At 72.9% G+C, this 19,653-nt stretch carries 18 protein-coding genes; 9 read left to right on the forward strand and 9 right to left on the reverse strand.

Annotation, left to right across the window (positions count from 1 at the left end):
* The first annotated feature begins 1 nt into the window (after position 1).
* Genes BBH68_RS36975 through BBH68_RS36990 form a run of 4 tightly spaced genes read left to right on the forward strand, consistent with a single transcriptional unit; the run spans position 2 to position 4,694 of the window.
* Positions 2–1,732, forward strand: coding sequence for a sugar ABC transporter ATP-binding protein (locus tag BBH68_RS36975; protein WP_065968294.1), 1,731 nt, complete (start codon positions 2–4; stop codon positions 1,730–1,732).
* 47 nt (positions 1,733–1,779) lie between these two features.
* Positions 1,780–2,775 (forward strand): ABC transporter permease, encoded by a 996-nt coding sequence (locus tag BBH68_RS36980; RefSeq protein ID WP_065968342.1) that lies wholly within the window; start codon positions 1,780–1,782, stop codon positions 2,773–2,775.
* Between the two features lie 23 nt (positions 2,776–2,798).
* Complete coding sequence (locus BBH68_RS36985; protein ID WP_065968295.1) at positions 2,799–3,800, forward strand: aldo/keto reductase; 1,002 nt, start codon at positions 2,799–2,801, stop codon at positions 3,798–3,800.
* A 45-nt stretch (positions 3,801–3,845) separates the two neighbouring features.
* Entirely contained in the window at positions 3,846–4,694 is an 849-nt protein-coding gene (locus BBH68_RS36990) for an amidohydrolase family protein (protein WP_065968296.1), read from the forward strand.
* A 79-nt stretch (positions 4,695–4,773) separates the two neighbouring features.
* On the opposite strand, the gene BBH68_RS36995 is transcribed toward BBH68_RS36990, so the two are convergent.
* The 3 genes from BBH68_RS36995 to BBH68_RS37005 form a co-directional block, all read right to left on the reverse strand.
* Positions 4,774–5,445, reverse strand: coding sequence for a FadR/GntR family transcriptional regulator (locus BBH68_RS36995; RefSeq protein ID WP_065968297.1), 672 nt, complete (start codon positions 5,443–5,445; stop codon positions 4,774–4,776).
* Positions 5,446–5,529: 84 nt separating this feature from the next.
* Positions 5,530–6,276 (reverse strand): ferredoxin reductase, encoded by a 747-nt coding sequence (locus tag BBH68_RS37000; RefSeq protein WP_065968298.1) that lies wholly within the window; start codon positions 6,274–6,276, stop codon positions 5,530–5,532.
* The gene (locus BBH68_RS37005) at positions 6,269–6,880 is read right to left on the reverse strand and encodes a sulfite oxidase-like oxidoreductase (RefSeq protein ID WP_065968299.1); all 612 of its coding nucleotides are present in this window, start codon (positions 6,878–6,880) and stop codon (positions 6,269–6,271) included. The genes BBH68_RS37000 and BBH68_RS37005 overlap by 8 nt, the downstream gene beginning before the upstream one ends.
* 123 nt (positions 6,881–7,003) lie before the next feature.
* Between BBH68_RS37005 and mtnA the strand changes: the two genes are divergently transcribed.
* The gene (gene mtnA, locus BBH68_RS37010) at positions 7,004–8,035 is read left to right on the forward strand and encodes an S-methyl-5-thioribose-1-phosphate isomerase (protein ID WP_065968300.1); all 1,032 of its coding nucleotides are present in this window, start codon (positions 7,004–7,006) and stop codon (positions 8,033–8,035) included.
* Positions 8,036–8,115: 80 nt separating this feature from the next.
* On the opposite strand, the gene BBH68_RS37015 is transcribed toward mtnA, so the two are convergent.
* The 4 genes from BBH68_RS37015 to BBH68_RS37030 form a co-directional block, all read right to left on the reverse strand.
* Entirely contained in the window at positions 8,116–8,586 is a 471-nt protein-coding gene (locus tag BBH68_RS37015; RefSeq protein ID WP_065968301.1) for a hypothetical protein, read from the reverse strand.
* 406 nt (positions 8,587–8,992) lie between these two features.
* Positions 8,993–9,607: a methylthioribulose 1-phosphate dehydratase gene (mtnB, locus tag BBH68_RS37020; RefSeq protein WP_425428899.1), complete on the reverse strand. Its 615-nt coding sequence runs from the start codon at positions 9,605–9,607 to the stop codon at positions 8,993–8,995.
* A gap of 74 nt (positions 9,608–9,681) precedes the next feature.
* Positions 9,682–10,410 (reverse strand): acireductone synthase, encoded by a 729-nt coding sequence (gene mtnC / locus BBH68_RS37025; RefSeq protein WP_065968302.1) that lies wholly within the window; start codon positions 10,408–10,410, stop codon positions 9,682–9,684.
* Positions 10,407–10,994: a 1,2-dihydroxy-3-keto-5-methylthiopentene dioxygenase gene (locus tag BBH68_RS37030; protein ID WP_065968303.1), complete on the reverse strand. Its 588-nt coding sequence runs from the start codon at positions 10,992–10,994 to the stop codon at positions 10,407–10,409. Before BBH68_RS37030 ends, mtnC begins: the two co-directional genes overlap by 4 nt.
* A 370-nt stretch (positions 10,995–11,364) precedes the next feature.
* On the opposite strand from BBH68_RS37030, the gene BBH68_RS37035 reads away from it, so the two are divergent.
* From BBH68_RS37035 to mtnK, 4 genes are all read left to right on the forward strand, one after another.
* Complete coding sequence (locus tag BBH68_RS37035; protein ID WP_065968304.1) at positions 11,365–12,471, forward strand: substrate-binding domain-containing protein; 1,107 nt, start codon at positions 11,365–11,367, stop codon at positions 12,469–12,471.
* The gene (locus BBH68_RS37040; protein ID WP_079151441.1) at positions 12,458–14,044 is read left to right on the forward strand and encodes a sugar ABC transporter ATP-binding protein; all 1,587 of its coding nucleotides are present in this window, start codon (positions 12,458–12,460) and stop codon (positions 14,042–14,044) included. Before BBH68_RS37035 ends, BBH68_RS37040 begins: the two co-directional genes overlap by 14 nt.
* Positions 14,045–14,108: 64 nt before the next feature.
* Positions 14,109–15,155, forward strand: coding sequence for an ABC transporter permease (locus BBH68_RS37045; RefSeq protein WP_065968305.1), 1,047 nt, complete (start codon positions 14,109–14,111; stop codon positions 15,153–15,155).
* Positions 15,152–16,360 carry an S-methyl-5-thioribose kinase gene (mtnK, locus tag BBH68_RS37050; protein WP_065968306.1) on the forward strand — a complete coding sequence of 403 codons (1,209 nt, stop codon included), beginning with the start codon at positions 15,152–15,154 and terminating at the stop codon, positions 16,358–16,360. Before BBH68_RS37045 ends, mtnK begins: the two co-directional genes overlap by 4 nt.
* A 127-nt stretch (positions 16,361–16,487) precedes the next feature.
* Here mtnK and BBH68_RS37055 read toward each other — a convergent pair whose 3' ends face one another.
* The gene (locus BBH68_RS37055; protein WP_065968307.1) at positions 16,488–18,101 is read right to left on the reverse strand and encodes a glycerol-3-phosphate dehydrogenase/oxidase; all 1,614 of its coding nucleotides are present in this window, start codon (positions 18,099–18,101) and stop codon (positions 16,488–16,490) included.
* Between the two features lie 3 nt (positions 18,102–18,104).
* On the reverse strand, positions 18,105–19,631 hold the full coding sequence (gene glpK / locus BBH68_RS37060) for a glycerol kinase GlpK (protein WP_065968308.1): 1,527 nt from the start codon (positions 19,629–19,631) through the stop codon (positions 18,105–18,107).
* Positions 19,632–19,653: the final 22 nt, after the last annotated feature.

Raw genomic sequence — 19,653 nt, forward strand, 5'->3', positions numbered from 1 at the left:
CATGGCCGCAGCGGACCGGCCCACCGCCGTGCGGGCGGAGGGCGTCGTCAAACGGTTCGGGCCCACCGTGGCCCTGGACCGCGCGCACCTGGCCGTACGGCCGGGGGAGGCCCACGCGCTGGTCGGGCGCAACGGCGCGGGGAAGTCCACGCTGGTGTCCGTGCTGACCGGCATGGAGCGCCCGGACGAGGGCACCGTCACCTTCTCCGACGAGCCCGCGCCCGGCTACGGCGACACCGCCGCGTGGCAGCGCAAGGTGGCCTGCGTCTACCAGAAATCCATGGTGGTGCCCGACCTGACCGTCGCCGAGAACCTCTACCTGGGCCGCTTCCAGGGCACCGGGCGGATCCGCTGGCGCGCGCTGCGCGAGGACGCCCGCGCCCTGCTGGCCGAGTACGGGGTGGACGTCGATCCCCGCACCCGCGCCAAGGACCTCACCGTCGAGCAGGGGCAGTTCGTCGAGATCGCCAGGGCGCTGTCCTTCGGCGCCCGCCTGATCATCCTCGACGAGCCCACCGCGCAGCTCGACGCGGGCGGCATCGAGCGGCTCTTCGCCAAGCTGCGCGAGCTGCGCCGGCAGGGCGTCGCCTTCCTGTTCATCTCGCACCACCTGCGGGAGGTCTACGAGCTCTGCGACACCGTCACCGTCTTCCGCGACGCCCGGCACGTGGTGACCGCCCCGGTCGCCGAGCTGCCCAAGGACGAACTGGTCGCGGCGATGACCGGGGACGCCGAAGCCGGGCCGCCGAAGCGGGCGCGCGGCGCGGTGCGCGCCCCCGTCCCGCGCCAGGAGGTCGTTCCCCGCCAGGAGGTCGTTCCCCGCCAGGAGGCCGTCCCCCGCCAGGAGGCCGTCCCGCGTCGGCAGGCCGGCCCGGGCGCGGAGCCGGTGCTGCGCACCGAAGGGCTCGCCCTGGAGGGCGAGTTCGACCCGCTGGACCTGGTGGTGCGGCCGGGGGAGGTGGTGGGCCTGGCCGGGGCCACGGCCAGCGGCAACACCGCTGTCGGCGAGACCCTGGTGGGGCTGCGCAAGCCGGACGGCGGGCGGGTGGCGGTGCGCGGCCGCGCCGTACGCCCCGGAAGCGTGCCGCACGCCCTGGACGCGGGCATCGGATACGTGCCCGAGGACCGGCACCGTCAGGGCCTGGTCCTGGGCCGCAGCGTCGCCGAGAACGCCACGCTGACCGTGACCGACCAGCTCGGTCCCTTCGGAACGGTGCTGCCCTCCCGGACCCGCGCGTTCGCGAGCCGCATGATCGCCTCCCTCGACATCAAGACCTCCGGCCCCGCACAGCCCGTCTCCGGCCTCTCCGGCGGCAACCAGCAGAAGGTCGTCATCGCGCGGGCGCTGGCCCGCGAACCGAGCGTGCTGGTGGCCATCCGCCCGACCGCCGGGGTGGACGTGAAGTCCAAGGAGGCGCTGCTGGGTGTGGTGCGCGAGGTGGCGGCGGCCGGCAGCGGCGCCCTGATCGTCTCCGACGAACTGGACGACCTGCGGGTGTGCGACCGGGTCCTGGCCTTCTTCCACGGGCGGGTGGTCGCCGAGTTCGGCGACGACTGGAGCGACCGCGCACTGGTCGCCGCGATGGAAGGAATGGCCACAGCGGAGCACGGCGCGCCGACGGCGGGAGCGGAAGCGGGAGCGACCGGCAAGAGAGGCGAGAGCGGCAAGAGGGGCGAGAGCGGCAAGAGAGGCAAGAGCGGCGATCAGGGGAGAGAGGGAAGCCAGTCATGACCGATACCGCACGGCAGCGCCCCGGCGACGTGGTGGCGGCCGGCGAGATGGCGGCGGCGGGACCGGCGCGGCCGAGGATCGACTTCGCCCGCTGGCGGGATCTGTCACTGGTCCCGGTGATCTTCGTCCTGGGCGTGATCGGCTTCATCGTCTCGCCCGCCTTCCTCACCCAGGACAACCTGATCGGCGTCGTCCAGCAGTCCACCGAGCTGGGGCTGCTGGTGCTGGGCGAGGCGCTGATCCTGATCTGCGGGCGGATGGACCTGTCCCTGGAGTCGACCATCGCCGTCGCCCCCGTGATCGCCATGTGGCTGGTGCTGCCGGCCCACGGCGCCCGGTTCGAGGGCCTGGGCCTGCTGCCCACCTGGACCGCGATCCCGCTGTGCCTGGCCGTCGGCGCCGCGATCGGCGCGGCCAACGGCTTCCTCATCCTCAAACTGCGCGTCAACGGGTTCATCGCCACCCTCGGCATGCTCACCATGCTGCGCGGCCTCCAGGTCGGCGTCGCCGAGGGCCAGTCGATCATCAACGTCCCCGAGTCCTTCCGCTACCTGGGGAAGGCCGACTGGATGGGCGCCCCGGCCGCCGTGTGGATCTGCCTGGGGCTGTACGCGGCCGGCGGCCTGGCCCTGGCCTACCTGCGGCACGGACGCGCGCTGTACGCCATCGGCGGCAACCCGGAGGCCGCGCGCGCGGCCGGGGTCCGGGTCGACCGGATCACCTGGATCGTGCTGTCCGTCGGCGGGCTGCTCGCCGCCTTCGCCGGCATCCTCTACACCGGCCACTACGGCTCGGTGGCCGCCTCCCAGGGCAACGGCTGGATCTTCCAGGTGTTCGCCGCCGCGGTCATCGGCGGCATCAGCCTCAAGGGCGGCCGCGGCACGCTCTTCGGCGCGCTCACGGGCGTGCTTACGCTGCAGTTGGTGGTCAACGTGATGACGCTCGGCGGCGTCCCGCCGCTGTGGAACCAGTTCATCAACGGCTCGATCATCATCGTCGCGCTCATCATCTCCCGCTACGCCAGCGGCGAGAAGCAGGACTGACTGACGAAAGAGGTGAGGGACCCATGGCGCAGCCACCCACGGGGCCGCGTGAACTCGGGCGCACGGGCGTGTACGTACCGGCGCTCGGGCTGGGCTGCGCGCCGCTGGGCAATCTGTACGCCCCCGTGCCCGAGGAACGCGCCCTGGCCACCGTCCAGGCCGCCTTCGACGCCGGGTGCACCTACCTGGACACCGCCCCGCACTACGGCGTCGGCCTGTCGGAGGAGCGCCTCGGGCGCGCGCTGACGGGCCGCGACCGCGCCTCGTACACCCTGTCCACGAAGGTGGGGCGCGCCCTGCGGCCCCGCAGGCCCGGGGAGCCGGCCGACCCCCAGGGGTTCGTGGAGACCCCGGATCGGGTCCGCGAGTGGACGCTGACCCGGGACGGGATCCGCGCCACCCTCGAATCCTCCCTGGACCGCCTCGGCCTGGACAGCGTGGACATCGTCTACCTCCACGATGTGGAAAACCACATCCCCGAGGTCTACGAGACCGCCTTCCCGGCCCTGGCCGAGCTGCGCGACCGGAAACTCGTCCGCGCCATCGGCTTCGGCATGAACCACAGCGATGTGCTCGCCCGGTTCGTCGCCGACCTCGACGTCGACGTGGTGCTGTGCGCCGGCCGCTGGACCCTCCTGGAGCGCACCGCCTACGACGACCTGCTGCCGGTGTGCGAGCGGCGCGGCACCTCCGTGGTGGTCGGCGGCGTCTACAACTCCGGCCTGCTCGCCGACCCCCGCCCCGACGCGCGCTACAACTACGAGCGGGCGCCCGCCGACGTGCTGGAACGCGCCCGGCGGCTGGCCGCGGTCTGCGGCGAGTTCGGAGTGCCGCTGCGGGCGGCGGCCCTGCGCTTCCCCTTCGGCCACCCGGCCGTGGCCGCGGCGGTCGTCGGCTGCTCCTCGCCCGAGGAGGTGCGCGACAACGCCGAGATGTTCGGGTACGACATCCCGGACGAGCTGTGGCGGACCCTGGTGGACCGCGGCCTGCTCGACGAGGACCTCCCCCTGCCCACCACCCGCTGACGCCCCGCCGCCCGCCCGCCACCGATCTCCGAGGAGCGCCCTTCCGTGCCGCGCATCGACGCCCACCACCACCTGTGGGACCTGGCCCGCCGCGAACAGCCGTGGATGGACGGCCCCTGGGCCGACCCGATCCGCCGTACGTACACCGTGGAGGACCTGGAGCCGCACCTCGACGCGCACGGCGTGGCCGCCACCGTCGTGGTCCAGTCCAGCTCCTCCCACCAGGAGACCCTCGAACTCCTCGCCACCGCCGCCGCCTCGGAGCGCGTCGCAGGCGTCGTGGGCTGGGCCGACCTCACCGACCCCGCCCTGCCCGAGGTGGTCGCCGCCCTGCGCGCCGCGCCCGGCGGCGACCGCCTCGTGGGCCTGCGCCACCAGGTGCAGGACGAGCCGGACCCGCGCTGGCTCGACCGGCCCGACGTCCGCCGCGCGCTGACCCACCTGGCCGAAGCCGACCTCGCCTACGACCTGCTGGTCACCCCGCGCGAACTGCCTGCGGCCATCGACGCCGTCCGCGAACTGCCCGCCGTACGCTTCGTCCTCGACCACGCCGCCAAACCGCCCGTCGCCGACGGCGCCCGCGCCCCCTGGGACCGGGAGCTGGCCGCGCTCGCGGAGCTGCCGAACGTGGTCTGCAAGCTCTCCGGCCTGGTGACCGAGGCCGCCTGGGACGCCTGGCGCCCGGAGCAGGTGCTGCCCTATGCCCGGCATGTGCTGGACACCTTCGGCCCGGACCGGGTGCTCTTCGGCTCCGACTGGCCGGTGTGCACCCTGGCCGCGACCTACGACCAGGTGGTCGCCCTGGCCGAGGCCGCCACGCTCCACCTCGCCGAGCCGGAGCGGGCGGCGGTGTTCGGGGGCACGGCGGCCAGGGCGTACGGCCTGAAGGTGTAGCTCCTGGGGGTAGGGCCTGAATGCGCACAGCCTGAAGGCTGTGGGGCCCGGAGGTGTAGCACCCGAAGGCGTGGCCCCCTCAGAGCGTCGAGCGCAGCCACTGCTCCACGCTCGCGATGTGCACCGTCGCCCAGGACCGCGCGGCCTCCGCGTCCCGGTCGCGCAGCGCGGCCAGGATCGCCCGGTGCTCGCGCAGCGTGCGGCCGAGCGCGTCCTCCTGGGTCAGCCCGCGCCAGACCCGGGCCCGGGTGGTGGGCCCGGACAGGCCGTCAAGCAGCGAGCACAGCACCGAGTTGCCCGAGGCCTGCACGATGCCCCGGTGGAAGTCCAGGTCGCAGTCGACCAGCTCCTCCACCGACGGCTCCGGCCCGAGCGCGTCCAGCTGCGAGTCCAGCGCGTCCAGCGTGGCGTCGCTGATCCGGGCGCAGGCCAGCGCCGTCGCGGCGGGCTCCAGGATGCGCCGGACCGCGAGGAACTCCAGCACCGTGTCGTCCCGGTGGAAGTCCACGACGAAGCTCATCGCCTCCAGGAGAAGCTGCGGGTCCAGGCTCGTGACGTAGGTGCCGTCGCCCTGCCGCACGTCCAGGATCCGGATCAGCGACAGCGCGCGCACCGCCTCGCGCAGCGAGTTGCGCGACAGGCCCAGCTCGGCGGCGAGTTCGCTCTCCTTCGGGAGCCGGTCACCCGGGCGCAGCGCCCCCGAGACGATCATCCCCTTGATCTTTTCGATCGCCTCGTCGGTGACCGCCATGATGGACCTCCCCGGGTCAGACATCCGATGTCTGCCCCCATTATGGCGCCTTTTGCAGTGCCCGCCGTCGCCTCCGCCCTCCGTTCACCCGAATCGTTCGATCCGGATGCGGTTCACCCGCAGGCCACCGTCGACCAGCAGCCGGGAGGCGTGCTCGGCGAAGCCGTTGCCGCCGCACACATACGCCTCCCAGTCCGCCTCCTCGCCGCCGCCCGGCAGATACGGGGCCAGATGCGCGGCCGACAGCCGCCCCGCGGTCCGGGTCAGCACCACGGTGGTCTCCGGGCCGAACTCCTCGGCGTAGAGCAGGTCCTCGCGGGTACGGGCGCTGACGATCAGGCGCAGCGGCACGGCGAGTCCGCGGCGCCGGTGGTGGCGCACCATCGCCATCAGCGGCACCACCCCCGTGCCCGCGCCCAGCAGCAGCGCGGGCCGGTCGCCGGGCCAGGCGAAGAAGCCCCCGAGCGGGCCGCGCACCTCCACCGTGTCGCCGGGGCGGGCGGTGGTGTGCAGATGGCCGGACACCTCGCCGCCCGCCACATGGCCCACGGTCAGCTCGATGAAGCCGTCGTCGTCCGGCGGGGAGGCGACCGAGTAGTGGCGCTGCGCCGTGTAGCCGTCCGGCGCGGTCAGCCGCACCATGTAGTGCTGGCCCGGCACATGCGGGGTCCAGTGGGGCAGCGCGAGCCGGAAGGTGGCCGCGCGCGGGGTCTCCCGCCGGATCGCGGCGATGCGGGCCGGCTGCCAGCGGGCGGCGGCCCGGTTGCTGGGCACGAGCCGCCCCGGGACCGCGAACGCCGTGTCGGGCACGAAGCCGGGCGCGTCAGTCACCGGCGTAGCGCTCCTCCCGCCAGGGGTTGCCGCGCCGGTGGTAGCCGTTCCGCTCCCAGAAGCCCGGCTCGTCGTGGTCCAGCAGGTGCAGCCCCGCGATCCACTTGGCGCTCTTCCAGAAGTACAGATGCGGCACCAGCAGCCGCGCCGGGCCGCCGTGCTCGGGGGCCAGCGGCCGCCCGTCGTACTCGAAGGCGATCCAGGCCCGGCCGCCGGTCAGATCCGCCAGCGCCAGGTCGGTGGTGTAGCCGGTGTGCGAGTAGGCGATCGCGTGGGTGGCCTCGGGAGCGGGCCCCGCCTGCGCGAGGAGGTCGTCCACGCTCACCCCGGCGAACCGCACCCCGAACTTCGACCAGCCGGTCACACAGTGGATGTCGCCGTGGTACTCCGCCCGCGGCAGCTCCCGCATCTCCTCGTGGCTCCAGGAGCGGGGGCGGGCCACCAGGCCGTCGATACGGAAGGTCCAGTCGGCGGCGGCCAGCCGGGGCGTCACCTCGGCGGCGAGCACGGGGAAGGCGTCGCCCGCGTCGTACTGCCCGGGAGGCAGCCTGCGGTCGGGGCGGGCGGTGCGGGCCCGGCCGGTGAAGCCGCGAGTGATGGTCATGGGGGCAGGAGGTTAGCACCGTCCCCGGGCCGCCGCCCCGGCGTCTCGCAGTGTGGTTCGCGCAGCTCATGTACGGTGGCGCCACCCCCAGCCCGCACCCCCGTACCGCCAGGAGGGCCGCCCGTGAGCCAGGAACTGCGTGCCGTCGAGTGGGCCCGAGACGGCCTGTGGCTGATCGACCAGACCGCCCTGCCCGGCCGCCTGGAGCGGCTCCGCGTCGAGACCGTGGACGCCCTGGTGGACGCCATCCAGCGGCTGGTCGTGCGCGGCGCCCCGGCCATCGGGGCCGCCGGGGCGTACGGCGTGGTGCTGGCCGCCCTCCAGGCCGAGCGCGAGGGCTGGGACCGTACGGCCCTCCTCGCGGCCGTCTCGCGCATACGCGAGGCCCGCCCGACCGCCGTCAACCTGGCCGTCTGCGTGGACCGGGTGCTGCCGCTGCTCGACCGGGGGCGCGAGGCCGCGCTGACCGAGGCGCACGCCGTGCAGCGCGAGGACGAGCGGGCCAACCGCGCCATGGGCGCGTACGGCGCCGACTGGCTCGTCAAGCGGGTGGCCGCGGACCGGCCGCTGCGCCTGCTGACCCACTGCAACACCGGCGCCCTGGCCACCGCGGGCTGGGGCACCGCCCTCGGCGTCGTCCGGGAGCTGCACGCGCGCGGCCTGGTGGAGGTCGTGTACGCCGACGAGACCCGCCCCCTGCTCCAGGGGTCCCGGCTCACCGCCTGGGAGCTGGCCCACGAGGGCATCCCGCACTACGTCCAGGCCGACGGTGCGGCCGCGGGCACGATCCTGCGCGGCGAGGTGGACGCGGCGATCGTCGGCGCGGACCGCGTCGCGGCCAACGGCGACACCGCCAACAAGGTCGGCACCGTCGGCGTCGCGCTCGCCTGCGCCGACGCGGGCATCCCGTTCCTGGTCGCGGCCCCGACCACCACCGTGGACCTGGCCACCGGCAGCGGCGCGGACATCCACATCGAGCTGCGCGACGAGCGGGAGGTCCTGGAGTGGGGCGGGGTGCGCACCGCCCCGGCCGCCTCGCGCGGCCACAACCCGGCCTTCGACGTGACGCCCGGACGGCTGGTCACCGCCCTGGTCACCGAGCGCGGGGTGCTGGAGGTGGCGGCGGGTCAGCTGCCGGGCGAGCACCTGGCCTGACGCCGAGCGGACCGGCGCCCCCTGCCGGGTGGACGCCGGTCCGCTGACGATCACATGGTGCCTGGACGCGCTGTACGCGATCAGAAGGTGAACGGCCCCGGGGACTGGGGCGAGGTGGCGGTGCAGTTCACCGTGATGAGGCCGAAGATCACCAGCTTCAGCGACTTGGCCGTGAGCTTGTCACCGGCGGCCACCGTGCCCTTGAGCGGACCGGTGGACACGTCGGCGCCGGTCTTGATGGCCGGGTTGGAGTTGCCGGTGAAGGTCGTGGTTCCGGAGCCGTTCTTCGACAGCGTCAGGGTCGAGCTGACCGAGCCCGCCGGAACATCGATGGGTGCCTTGATGGCGCCCGAGGACAGAGTGATGGTCGCGGACGTCCCGCTCTGCGTGGCCGTGAGCGTGGCCAGGCCGGAGCCGTAGGTTCCGCACTCGGCCGTCAGGGTCGCGGTGGTGGGCGTGACCGCCGTGGCGGTCGGCGCCAGCGCGAGCGCGCCCATGGCCATGCCCGCCGCTCCCAGTGCCGTGCCGATCCCGAGTTTCATGCGTCTCATGGGACTGCCTTCCGGTGTGGGGGAGGTGCCTGCCTAGCCGCGGAGTTGCGTCGGTGCCTGGAGCGGCGCACACGAGGCGCGGCAGGATCCCGGCGCGCCCGAGGGCGCGTCGCTGCGTTTCGCGTACGCGGTGCGGGGGGTTGAGATCGCGCGGGGTCGCGGCTCGGGCCTCGCGCAGACCGCCACCGTCCCTGACCGGCCGTCAGAAGGAGCCTGTCGGGAGGGGCGCTGTTATTGATGCGCGCGCCATCGAAGAACGCAAGAGCGATTCGTTGATTTTTTACTGGCGAGTCACCTAGCCGTCCGCTCGCCGAGAGGACAGCTCGCCGAGGGGACAGCCCGCCGAGGGGACAGCCGGTCGGGTGGCCGCCCGGGGAGGCGGCCACCCGGCACGGACCGCACGTACCTACCGGCCCCCGGCCAGCTCCAGCTCCAGCAGCCACTCCACGACCTCCGTGTGGTGGCGCGCCTGCCGCGGATCCGCCCCCCAGACGTACAGCCCGTGCCCGGCGACCACCACGGCCGGCATCCGCGGGTCGCGGGCCTCCTCCAGACGGTCGCCGAGGACGCGCATGTCCTGGCTGTTGGCGATCACCGGAAGGGTGATCTCCTCGTCCTCGGCGGGGTGGCCCACGCCCTTGAGCATCTCCAGGTCCTTGAAGACCAGCCCCGCCGGGTGGCGGCGGCCGAGGGCCACCGAGGCGACGGTGTGCACATGGACCACCGCGCCCGCGCCGGTCAGCCGGGCAACGCGGGCGTGCAGCTCCGCCTCGGCCGAGGGCCGGCCCGGCTCCCGGTCGTCGGGGAGCAGCACGGCCGCCCCCGCCGCGTCGACCAGGACCACGTCGGAGGGCGTGAGCTCGCCCTTGTCCCGGCCGCTCGCGGTGACGGCCAGGCGCAGCGGGTCGCGCGAGAGCACCACCGACAGATTGCCGGACGTGCCGCGCATCCAGCCGAACGACGCGAAGCGCGCCGCCTCGGCGGCCAGCACGGCCCCGGCCCGCTCCAGCTCCGCGTCCAGGTCCCGCGCCGGAGCCAGGTCCTGCTCCGCGTCCTGGTCCGGGGTCGGGTCCGGGTCCCGGTCGGCGGTCTCGGTCACGGGGTCCTCCTTGTGAGGGTGAGCTCGTCGAGGCACGCGGCCTCGGGGTGGTCGCCGACCCCCTGCTCGAAGTACGGCTCGCCCGGGCGCCGTACGCCGACGGTGCGCCAGCCCGCCGCGCGGGCGGCGTCCAGCTCGCCGGGGCGGTCGGAGAGGAAGAGGGTGCGGGCCGGCTCGGCGCCGATGGCCGCGGTGATCGCGGCGTACGACTCCGGGGACTGCTTGGGGCCCGCGTTCTCCGTGTCGTAGAACCCCTCGACGAGGGGCAGCAGATCCCCCTCGGGCGTGTGGCCGAACCAGGCCCGCTGCGCGGCCACCGACCCGGAGGAGTAGACGTGCAGCCGCAGCCCCGCCGCGTGCCAGCGGCGCAGCGCCGGGATGGTGTCGGGGTAGAAGTGCGAGACCAGGTCGCCGCGCGCGAACCCCTCGGACCAGATGATCCCCTGAAGGGTCTTCAGCGGGGTGGCCTTGCGATCCTCGTCCAGCCAGCCTCCCAGGATCCGCTCGATCCGGGCGGCGTCGGCCGCCGGCTCGCCGGCCGCCTCGCGGACCTGGTCGGCGGCCCGCCGCACCGCGGGCTCCGCGCCGCGCTCGGCCAGCAGCGCGCCGAACCGCTCGCGGGAGTACGGGTAGAGCACGTCGACGACGAACCCGGTGGCGCTCGTGGTGCCCTCGATGTCCAGCACCACCGAGTCGAGGCCGTCGAAGGTCAGCGCAGCGGTCACGCGGCGGTCCGCCCCGCCCGCAGGGCGTCGAAGTCGGGGAAGCGCAGGGCGATGTCGCTGCCGGTGAAGTTGCCGATCCAGCCGTCCTCCTCGTGGAAGAAGCGGATGGCGGTGAAGGACGGGCTCACGCCCATGTCGAACCAGTGGGTGGTGCCGCGCGGCACCCCCAGGAGGTCGCCCGCCTCGCACAGCACGGCGTGCACCTCGCCGCCCACGTGGAGGTAGAAGACGCCCGCGCCGGCGACGAAGAAGCGCACCTCGTCGTCATCGTCGTGGGTGTGCTCGCTGAGGAACTTCTCCCGCGCCGCCCTGGCCTTCTCCGCCCAGCCGGGGTCGTCGGTGGGGTGCAGGGCGACCACGTCGACGGTGGCGAAGGACTCCTCCTCGACCAGCTTGTCGATCTCCGCCCGATAGGCGGCGAAGACGGCGTCGCTGTCGGCGTCCCGCGGCACGTCCTCGCGGACCGGCCACCGCTCGTAGCGCACCCCGATCGGGGCGAGCGCTGCGGCGATCTCCGCGGGGTCGTCGGTGCGGCGCACGACGGTCTGGGGGCCGGACTCCGGCCAGGTGGTCAGAAGGGTCATCGAGGACTCCTGAGGCAGACGAGACGGAGGGGACATCCGGAAGAGGCGCGGGACCGGATGGTAACCCGGACCTGACGCACCGGGAGGTGTGAGGAAGAACGCGTCTCAGGTCGTGAGAAGGAGCGTCCTGACCTTTGACGCATGGCTGAAACCGTTCTCATGATGTGGGCATGAAGACGCTGCTGCTCGTTCGGCGGCTGTACGTGGATCTCCTTCGGACGACTACGGCCAGCTGTAGCTGACCCCTACCCGCCGTAGCCCTCACTGGTCCCCCTCTTCCGGCCTTTCCCGGTCTTTCCCGGCCGACTTCACCCCCCTGTTTTCCCGCACCACCGGCGCGCCCGCGCTGCCGCACCACTCGGAGATCCCCATGTCCCGCTCCAGACTGCCCCTCGCCGCGGCGTCCCTCGTCTCCCTGACGGCCCTGGTCGCCACCGGCTGCTCCCAGTCCTCCTCCGCCTCGGACGCCAAGAACTCCGGGGACACCCCCGCCTCCGCGAAGGCCGCGACCGGCAAGAAGCCCGCGCCCTTCGACCAGGGGAAGAAAATCAAGGTGGCCCTGGTCCGGCAGAGCGGCGCGGGCGACTACTTCGAGCAGTGGGGCAACGGCGCCAAGGCGCAGGCCAAGGCGCTCGGCATCGACCTCACCGTCTACGACGCCCAGGCCGACAACGCCAAGCAGGCCACCGACCTGTCGGCCGCGATCAATTCCGGGGCAGAGGCGATCATCGTCGACCACGGCTTCCCCGCGACCATCCAGCCGGAGATCGACAAGGCGGTCAAGAAGGGCATCAAGGTCGTCGTCTACGACGTCGAGACCAAGAACCCCGAGGTCGTCTCCACCAAGCAGGACGACGCCAGCATGGCCAACGCCGTCCTGGACGTGATGACCAAGGAACTCGGCAAGAAGGCCGAGGTCGGCTACGTCAACGTCGCCGGATACGCCGCGCTCGACAAGCGGGACACCGTCTGGAGGAAGCGGGTCACCGAAAACGGCTGGAAGCAGTCGTTCAAGGTCGGCAAGGTCACCGACTCCACCGCCACCGACAACGTCCCGCTGGTCAGCGCCGCCCTCACCCAGCACTCCGGCGTCGCGGGCATCTTCGCCCCCTACGACGAGCTGGCCAAGGGCACGGTCCTCGCCGTCCAGAACAAGAAGCTGGCGGGCAAGGTCAAGGTCTTCGGCGCCGATGTGTCCAACGCCGACATCCAGGTCATCACCGCCAAGAACAGCCCCTGGGCCGCCACCGCCGGCACCGACCCCTCCGCCGTCGGCGCCGCCGTCGTCCGCACCACCGCCCTGGAACTCGCCGGTCGACTGAAGACCAAGTCGGTCGAGTTCCCGGCCGTCGCGATCACCCGCGACTTCCTGGTGAGCAAGAAGATCCAGAACCTCAACCAGCTCCGCGCCGCGCTTCCCGCCCTCAACCTCAGCAAGGTCAGCACAGCGGACTGGATCCCCAATGTCGCCCACTGACCCGGCGCCCGGAGCCGGGCCCGGCGCCGAGGCCGGAGCCGGGACCGGAGCCGAGGCCGCCGCGGCGCCGCCCGCCGTCTCGCTGCGCGAGGTCAGCATGGCCTTCGGCGGCAAGCCGGTGCTCACCTCCGTATCCCTGGACATCGCCCCCGGCAGCGTGGTCGCGCTCCTGGGGGCCAACGGGGCGGGCAAGTCCACCCTGATCAAGATCCTCTCCGGGGTGCACGCCGGACACGGCGGCCGGGTCCTGGTCGGCGGGGAGCCCGCCGCGCTGCCCTCGCCCGCCGCGGCCCACGCCCTCGGCATCCGCACCGTGCACCAGCGGATCGGCGAGGGCGTGGTGCCCGGCCTGTCCGTCGCAGAGAACCTGGTCTTCGAGGAACTGGCCCGGCGCGGCCGCAACCCCTTCCTGAGCACCCGTCACCTCCTCGCCCGCGCCCGCGAGATCCAGGACACCCTCGGACTCGGCTGGTCCACCGAGGTGCTGCGCCGCGATGTCGCCGAGCTCGGCATCTCCGACCAGCAACTGCTCATCCTCGCCCGCGCCCTGTCCACCCGACCCCGGCTGCTCATCCTGGACGAGCCCACCTCGGCCCTGTCCGCGGCCGAGGCCACCCGGCTGTTCGCGATCGTCGAGCGGATGCGCGCCGACGGGATCGCGGTGCTCTACGTCTCCCACCGGCTCGGCGAGATCGACTCGCTCGCCGACCGACTGGTCGTCCTGCGAGACGGCCGTCTCACCGAGGACCTCCCCCGCCCCTTCGACTGGGACCGCGCGCTGCGCGCCATGCTCGCCCAGCCACAGGCCGCGGCGACCGCCCGGCCGACCGACGGCAGGCGCGGCGGGGCCGTCGCGCTGTCGCTGCGCGGCGTACCGCTGCTGCCCGGCCGGCTGCCCCAGGACCTCGACCTGCGCGAGGGCGAGGTCACCGGCGTCGTGGGGCTGCTCGGCGCGGGCAAGACCGAGCTGGCGCGCGGCCTGTTCGGCGCCGAGCCGTTCCGCACGGGCGAGCTGGAGCTGGACGGCGAGCCGTACCGGCCGCGCCGCCCCGCCGACGCCATCCGCCGCGGCGTCCACCTGGTGCCCGAGGACCGGCACGCGGACGCGCTGATCCCCGGCTGGTCGGTGGCGCGCAACATCTCGCTGCCCTTCCTGTCCTCCCTCTCCCTCGCCGGCCTGGTGCGGCGCGGCCAGGAGGCCGAGCTGGGCCGCCGCACCATCGACGGACTCGGCGTCGTCACCCGCGACGAGCACAGCCCCGTCGAGGAACTCTCCGGCGGCAACCAGCAGAAGGTCGTGGTCGGCCGCTGGCTCGCCGAACGCCCCCGCGTCCTCGTGCTGGACGAGCCGTTCCGAGGAGTGGACATCGGCGCCCGCCGCGACATCGGCTGCCGCGCCCGCGCCCTGGCCGCCGACGGCTCGGCCGTCCTCGTGCTCAGCGCCGACGTGGACGAGGTCCTGGAGGTCGCCGACCGGGTCGTGGTCCTCGCCGACGGCGAGATCCGCCTCGACGCGTACGGCGCCGACGCCGAGCGCGACCGCGTCATCCAGGCCATCTCCGCATCCGTATGACACCGCGCCGGATCACACCACACCCCAGAAGCAACAGCAGAAGAAGGAAGCAGCAGGCCCTCCGATGACCCTCACCCCTTCCACCGCCCCGCCGGTGACCGCCGGGAAGCCGGCCGCGGCGGGCGCCGGTCAGCGCGTCCAGAGCGCCGTCGTCACATACGGCTTCATCTTCGTCACCGTCGCGCTCTTCGCGTTCTTCTCGCTCACCGAGCCCACCTTCCGCGACTCGGCGACGCTCCTGGACACCCTCCGCTACGTCTCCGTCGCCGCCATCCTCGGCCTCGGCGTCACCCTCACCCTGGCGGTCGGCGGAATGGACATGTCGGTGGGGGCCGTGGCCGGCCTCGGTGTGACCGTCGCGGCCAAGACGATGGTGATCTACAACCAGGTCGGCGCCGTCGCCGTCCTCGCGGTGATCGCCGCGGGCGCGCTCGTGGGACTCGTCAACGCCCTGCTCATCGTGGTCCTCAAGGTCCCCGACATGCTGGCCACCCTGGGCACCCTCTTCGTGATCCAGGGCCTCAAGCTGATCCTCGTCGACGGCCAGTCCATCTCACCCGGCATGACACTCGACGACGGCACCACCGCACCCGGCAGGTTCACCGAGGGGTTCCTGTCCATCGACCGCGGCACCGTGGCCGGGGTGCCGATCTCGGTGGTGATCTTCGCCGGACTCACCCTCGCCGCCTGGATCTTCCTCTCCCGCACCCGCTGGGGCCGCGTGCTCTACGCGATCGGGTCGAACCCCGAGGCCACCCGGCTCGCCGGCGTCCGCGTCGGCGCCTACCGCACCCTCGCCTACGTCCTGTCCGGCGTCCTCGCCTCCGTCGGCGGCCTCATCCTGGCCTCCCGGATCGGACAGGGCGACGTCTCCGCCGGCACCTCCCAACTGCTGGAGGCCGTCGCCGTGGCACTGGTCGGCACCTCCGTGCTCGGCCGCGGCAAACCCAATGTCTGGGGGACCGCGCTCGGCGCCGTCCTCATCGGCGTCATCACCACCGGACTGACCATCAAGGGCCTGCCGTACTACACCCAGGACGTGGTCGAGGGCGCCGTACTCATCCTCGCTCTGGTCTTCAGCTTCACCCTGTCCCGAGGAAACCGCCGATGACACTCCCGCCGCACACCGCCGCCCCGGCCGCCTACCGCGTCCTGGAGCCCGAGGACATCCCCGGCTACCTGCGGGAGAGGGGCCACTGGACGGGCGAGGCCATCGAGGTCCACGAGGTCTCCGACGGCAACATGAACCGCGTCTTCATCGCCCGCGACCCCGGCGGCGGCCGCAGCCTCGCCGTCAAGCAGGCCCTGCCCTGGGTCCGTGTCGCCGGCCCCTCCTGGCCCATGAGCCCCGCCCGCGCCGATGCCGAGGCCCGCGCCTACCGCCAGGTCGCCGCCGTCGCCCCGGACACCATCCCGGCCATCCACGGCTACGACACCGACAACTACGCCCTCACCATGGAGGACATGTCCGACCTGCGGGTGCTGCGGACCCATCTCAACGAGGGCGGGGAATACGGCTCGGTCTCCCGCCACATCGGCACCTTCGTCGCCGCCCTGTCCTTCGCCACCAGCGACTTCGGCATGGCCTCCGCCGACCGCAAGGCACTCGTCGCCACCTCGGTCAGCCCCGAGCTGTGCAAGATCACCGAGGATGTGGTGCTCAGCGAGCCCTACCTCGACCACGAGCACAACCACTGGCACCACAGCCTCGACGACCTCGCCGCCGCCTTCCGCGCCGACCCCGCCCTGCGCACCGAGGTCGCCGCCCTGCGGCACATCTTCATGACCAGCGCCCAAGCCCTGCTCCACGGCGATCTGCACACCGGCAGCGTCATGGTGGGCACCCGTCAGGGCGCCGACGTGGTCCGCGTCTTCGACCCCGAGTTCTCCTTCGTCGGCCCGATCGGCTTCGACCTCGGCCTGTACTGGGGCAACGTCCTCGTCTCCGAACTGCGCGCCCACGCCCTCGGCACCCCGGGCGACCACGCCGAGCAACTCGCCCTGAGCTGGGACGCCTTCGAGGCTGGGCTGCGCCGGCTGTGGCCGGCCCGGATCGACACCTTCTTCGACGACGCCTACCTGGACCGCTTCCTCACCCAGGTGTGGTCCGAGTCCCTGGGCTTCGCCGGCACGGAGATCATCCGACGCGTCATCGGCTTCGCCCACCTCACCGACCTCACCACGCTGCCCGACCCAGGACCCGCCTCCCGCCGCGCCCTGCTGCTCGGCCGCGAGCTCATCCTGCGCCGCGACCGCCTCCGGGACGCCGCCGGTGTCCGGGCGCTGGTCGAGGAGGCCCTCCGCGCCACGCCGTAGCGCACCCCCGGCACATGACGGCTCGGACGTACGCCGAGGGGGAGGCCCCGGACGGAGCCTCCCCCTCGTGCGCGAAACGACCTCGTGCGCGAACGGCCTCGTGCGCGAATCCCCCCGTAGGCGAACGTCAGTCCGTCCGGCGGTCCAGCAGCTCCTGGACCCGGGCGCGCACCTCGTCGGTGGCCAGGCCACGGATCGTCAAGGTGGTGCGGCGGCGCAGCACGTCGTCCGCCGTCCGCGCCCACTCGTGGTCCCGGGCGTAGACGACCTGCGCCCAGATCTCCGGGGCGTCCGGGTGGATCCGCTCGCCGAGCGCCGGGTCCTCGTTGGCCAGCCGCGCGATGTCGAAGGACAGCGAGCCGTAGTGGGTGGCCAGGTGGCGCGCGGTGTCCGCGGCCATCCGCGGGCCCGGGGTGCCGCCGTCCACCAGCAGCCGGTGCGCGACCGCGTGCGGATTGGCCAGGCCCGGCAGCGGCACGTGCTTGGGCAGCCGGGATATGGGCTCCATGTCGTCCGCGAGCGGGTGGCCCGGCAGCTGCGCCAGCTTGTTCATCACCGTGCGCCCGATGTGGCGGAAGGTGGTCCACTTGCCGCCCGCGATGGACAGCATGCCCCCGCGGCCCTCGGTGACCACCGTCTCCCGCTTGGCCTTGGCGGTGTCCCCGGGGCCGCCCGGCAGCACCCGCAGCCCGGCGAAGGAGTAGGTGATCAGATCGCGGGACAGCTGCCGGTCCCGGATCGAGAAGGCCGCCTCGTCGAGGATCTGGGCGAGGTCCTTCTCGTTCACCCGCACGTCGGCCGGGTCGCCCTCGTACTCCTCGTCGGTGGTGCCCAGCAGCAGCATGTCCTCCCAGGGGAGGGCGAAGGTGATGCGGTACTTGTCGATCGGGGTCGCCAGCGCCGCCCGCCACGGCGAGGTGCGCTTGAGGACCAGGTGCGCGCCCTTGGAGAGCCGGATGGACGGGGCCGCGTTCGGGTCCTCCATCCTGCGCAGGTGGTCCACCCACGGCCCGGTGGCGTTCAGCACCAGACGGGCGTTGACCCCGAACTCGCTCCCGTCCAGGCGGTCCTTGAGGTCCGCGCCGGTGACCCGCCCGTCGGTCTTCCGCAGCCCCACCACCTCGGCGTGGTTGAGCACGGTCGCCCCGGCCTCGACGGCGGCCCGGACCGTCATCAGGGCCATGCGGCTGTCGTTCATCTGGCCGTCGCCGTAGACCGCGACCGCCTTGAGCCCCTCGGTGCGCAGCTCGGGGACGTCCCGCGCGGCCTTGTCGGCGCCTATGACATGGCCGACGCCGTCCCGGAAGGCCGACAGCGCCGAGTAGGCGAACACGCCCGCGCCGAGCTTGGCGGCGCCGTGCGGGCCGCCCTTGTAGACCGGCAGGTAGAAGGTGAGCGGGTTCGCCAGGTGGGGGGCGACGCTGCGGGAGACCGCACGCCGCTCGAAGTGGTTCTCGGCGACCAGCTTGACCGCGCCGGTCTGCAGGTAGCGCAGCCCCCCGTGGAGCAGCTTGGAGGAGGCCGAGGAGGTGGCGCCGGCGAAGTCGCCGGCGTCCACCATGGCCACCCGCAGTCCCGACTGCGCCGCGTGCCAGGCAGTGGTGATGCCCAGGATGCCGCCGCCGATCACCAGGAGGTCGTACGTTGCCTTGGAGAGCTGTTCCCGGGTTTCGGCGCGGCTCGGAAGGGAGCCGGCAGCCGGGTGCGTCCCGAGGGCCGGGACGCTCTGCAGGGTGGTCATTGGTTACTCCTCGTCTTCGATCCAGCCCATGGTCCGCTGCACGGCCTTGAGCCAGTTCTTGTACTCGCGGTCGCGGACGTCCGCGTCCATGCGCGGGGTCCACTCGGCGGCGCGGCGCCAGTTGGCGCGCAGCGCGTCGGTGTCCGGCCAGAAGCCGACGGCGAGCCCGGCGGCGTAGGCGGCGCCGAGGCAGGTGGTCTCGGCGACCATCGGGCGCACCACGGGCGCGTCCAGGACGTCGGAGAGCGTCTGCATCAGCAGGTTGTTGGAGGTCATCCCGCCGTCGACCTTGAGCGCGGTGAGCTCGACACCGGAGTCCTTGGTCATCGCGTCGACGATCTCGCGGGTCTGCCAGGCGGTGGCCTCGAGCACGGCGCGGGCGATGTGCGCCTTGGTGACGTAGCGGGTCAGACCCGCGATGACACCGCGCGCGTCGTCCCGCCAGTAGGGGGCGAACAGGCCGGAGAAGGCCGGCACGAAGTAGGCGCCGCCGTTGTCCTCGACCGAGCTGGCCAGGGTCTCGATCTCGGCCGCGCTGTTGATCAGCCCCATCTGGTCGCGCATCCACTGCACCAGCGACCCGGTGACGGCGATCGAGCCCTCCAGGGCGTAGACCGGCTTCTGGTCGCCGATCCGGTAGCCGACGGTGGTCAGCAGGCCGTTGTACGAGTTGACCGGCTTGTCGCCGGTGTTCATCAGCAGGAACGTGCCGGTGCCGTACGTCGACTTGGCCTCGCCCTCGGAGAAGCAGGTCTGGCCGAACAGGGCCGCCTGCTGGTCGCCGAGCGCGGAGGCCACCGGCACGCCCGCCAGCACGCCGTCCGCGGTGGTGCCGTACACCTCGGCGGAGGAGCGGATCTCGGGCAGCACGGCCGCCGGGATCTCCATCGAGGACAGGATGCGCTCGTCCCAGTCGAGGTTGTGGAGGTTCATCAGCAGGGTGCGGGAGGCGTTGGTGACGTCGGTGACGTGCACGCCTCCGTTCGGCCCGCCGGTGAGGTTCCAGATCACCCAGGAGTCCATCGTGCCGAAGAGGATCTCGCCGGCCTCGGCGCGCTCGCGCAGCCCCTCGACGTTGTCGAGCAGCCAGCGGATCTTCGGCCCCGCGAAGTACGAGGCCAGGGGCAGCCCGGTCTCCCGGCGGAACCGGTCCTGGCCGACGTTGCGGCCCAGCTCCCGGCACAGGGCGTCGGTGCGGGTGTCCTGCCAGACGATGGCGTTGTGCACCGGCTCACCGGTGTTCTTGTCCCACAGCAGCGTGGTCTCGCGCTGATTGGTGATGCCGATCGCCTTGACGTCGGCGGAGGTGATCTTGGCCTTGCTGATCGCCCCGGCGACGACTTCCTGGACGTTCTCCCAGATCTCGGTCGCGTTGTGTTCGACCCAGCCGGGCTTGGGGAAGATCTGCTCGTGCTCCTTCTGATCGACGGAGACGATACGGCCGTCCCGGTCGAAGACGATGCAACGGCTCGAGGTGGTGCCCTGGTCGATCGCTGCGATGAACGGACCGGTGGAGTGGGTGTCGGTCATGGTGTGCGGCTCTCCTGCGCGG

Source organism: Streptomyces sparsogenes (assembly GCF_001704635.1).
GTDB classification, from domain to species: domain Bacteria; phylum Actinomycetota; class Actinomycetes; order Streptomycetales; family Streptomycetaceae; genus Streptomyces; species Streptomyces sparsogenes.

Excerpts from the sequence above, each read along its gene's own strand:
- BBH68_RS36975 (WP_065968294.1), top strand. The coding sequence starts at position 2 with ATGGCCGCAGCGGACCGGCCCACCGCCGTGCGGGCGGAGGGCGTCGTC.
- glpK (WP_065968308.1), bottom strand. The coding sequence starts at position 19,631 with ATGACCGACACCCACTCCACCGGTCCGTTCATCGCAGCGATCGACCAG.
- BBH68_RS37055 (WP_065968307.1), bottom strand. The coding sequence starts at position 18,101 with ATGACCACCCTGCAGAGCGTCCCGGCCCTCGGGACGCACCCGGCTGCC.
- BBH68_RS37005 (WP_065968299.1), bottom strand. The coding sequence starts at position 6,880 with ATGACCATCACTCGCGGCTTCACCGGCCGGGCCCGCACCGCCCGCCCC.
- BBH68_RS36995 (WP_065968297.1), bottom strand. The coding sequence starts at position 5,445 with ATGGCGGTCACCGACGAGGCGATCGAAAAGATCAAGGGGATGATCGTC.
- BBH68_RS37015 (WP_065968301.1), bottom strand. The coding sequence starts at position 8,586 with ATGAGACGCATGAAACTCGGGATCGGCACGGCACTGGGAGCGGCGGGC.
- BBH68_RS37035 (WP_065968304.1), top strand. The coding sequence starts at position 11,365 with ATGTCCCGCTCCAGACTGCCCCTCGCCGCGGCGTCCCTCGTCTCCCTG.
- BBH68_RS36980 (WP_065968342.1), top strand. The coding sequence starts at position 1,780 with ATGGCGGCGGCGGGACCGGCGCGGCCGAGGATCGACTTCGCCCGCTGG.
- mtnK (WP_065968306.1), top strand. The coding sequence starts at position 15,152 with ATGACACTCCCGCCGCACACCGCCGCCCCGGCCGCCTACCGCGTCCTG.
- BBH68_RS37045 (WP_065968305.1), top strand. The coding sequence starts at position 14,109 with ATGACCCTCACCCCTTCCACCGCCCCGCCGGTGACCGCCGGGAAGCCG.
- BBH68_RS36985 (WP_065968295.1), top strand. The coding sequence starts at position 2,799 with ATGGCGCAGCCACCCACGGGGCCGCGTGAACTCGGGCGCACGGGCGTG.
- BBH68_RS37030 (WP_065968303.1), bottom strand. The coding sequence starts at position 10,994 with ATGACCCTTCTGACCACCTGGCCGGAGTCCGGCCCCCAGACCGTCGTG.
- BBH68_RS37040 (WP_079151441.1), top strand. The coding sequence starts at position 12,458 with ATGTCGCCCACTGACCCGGCGCCCGGAGCCGGGCCCGGCGCCGAGGCC.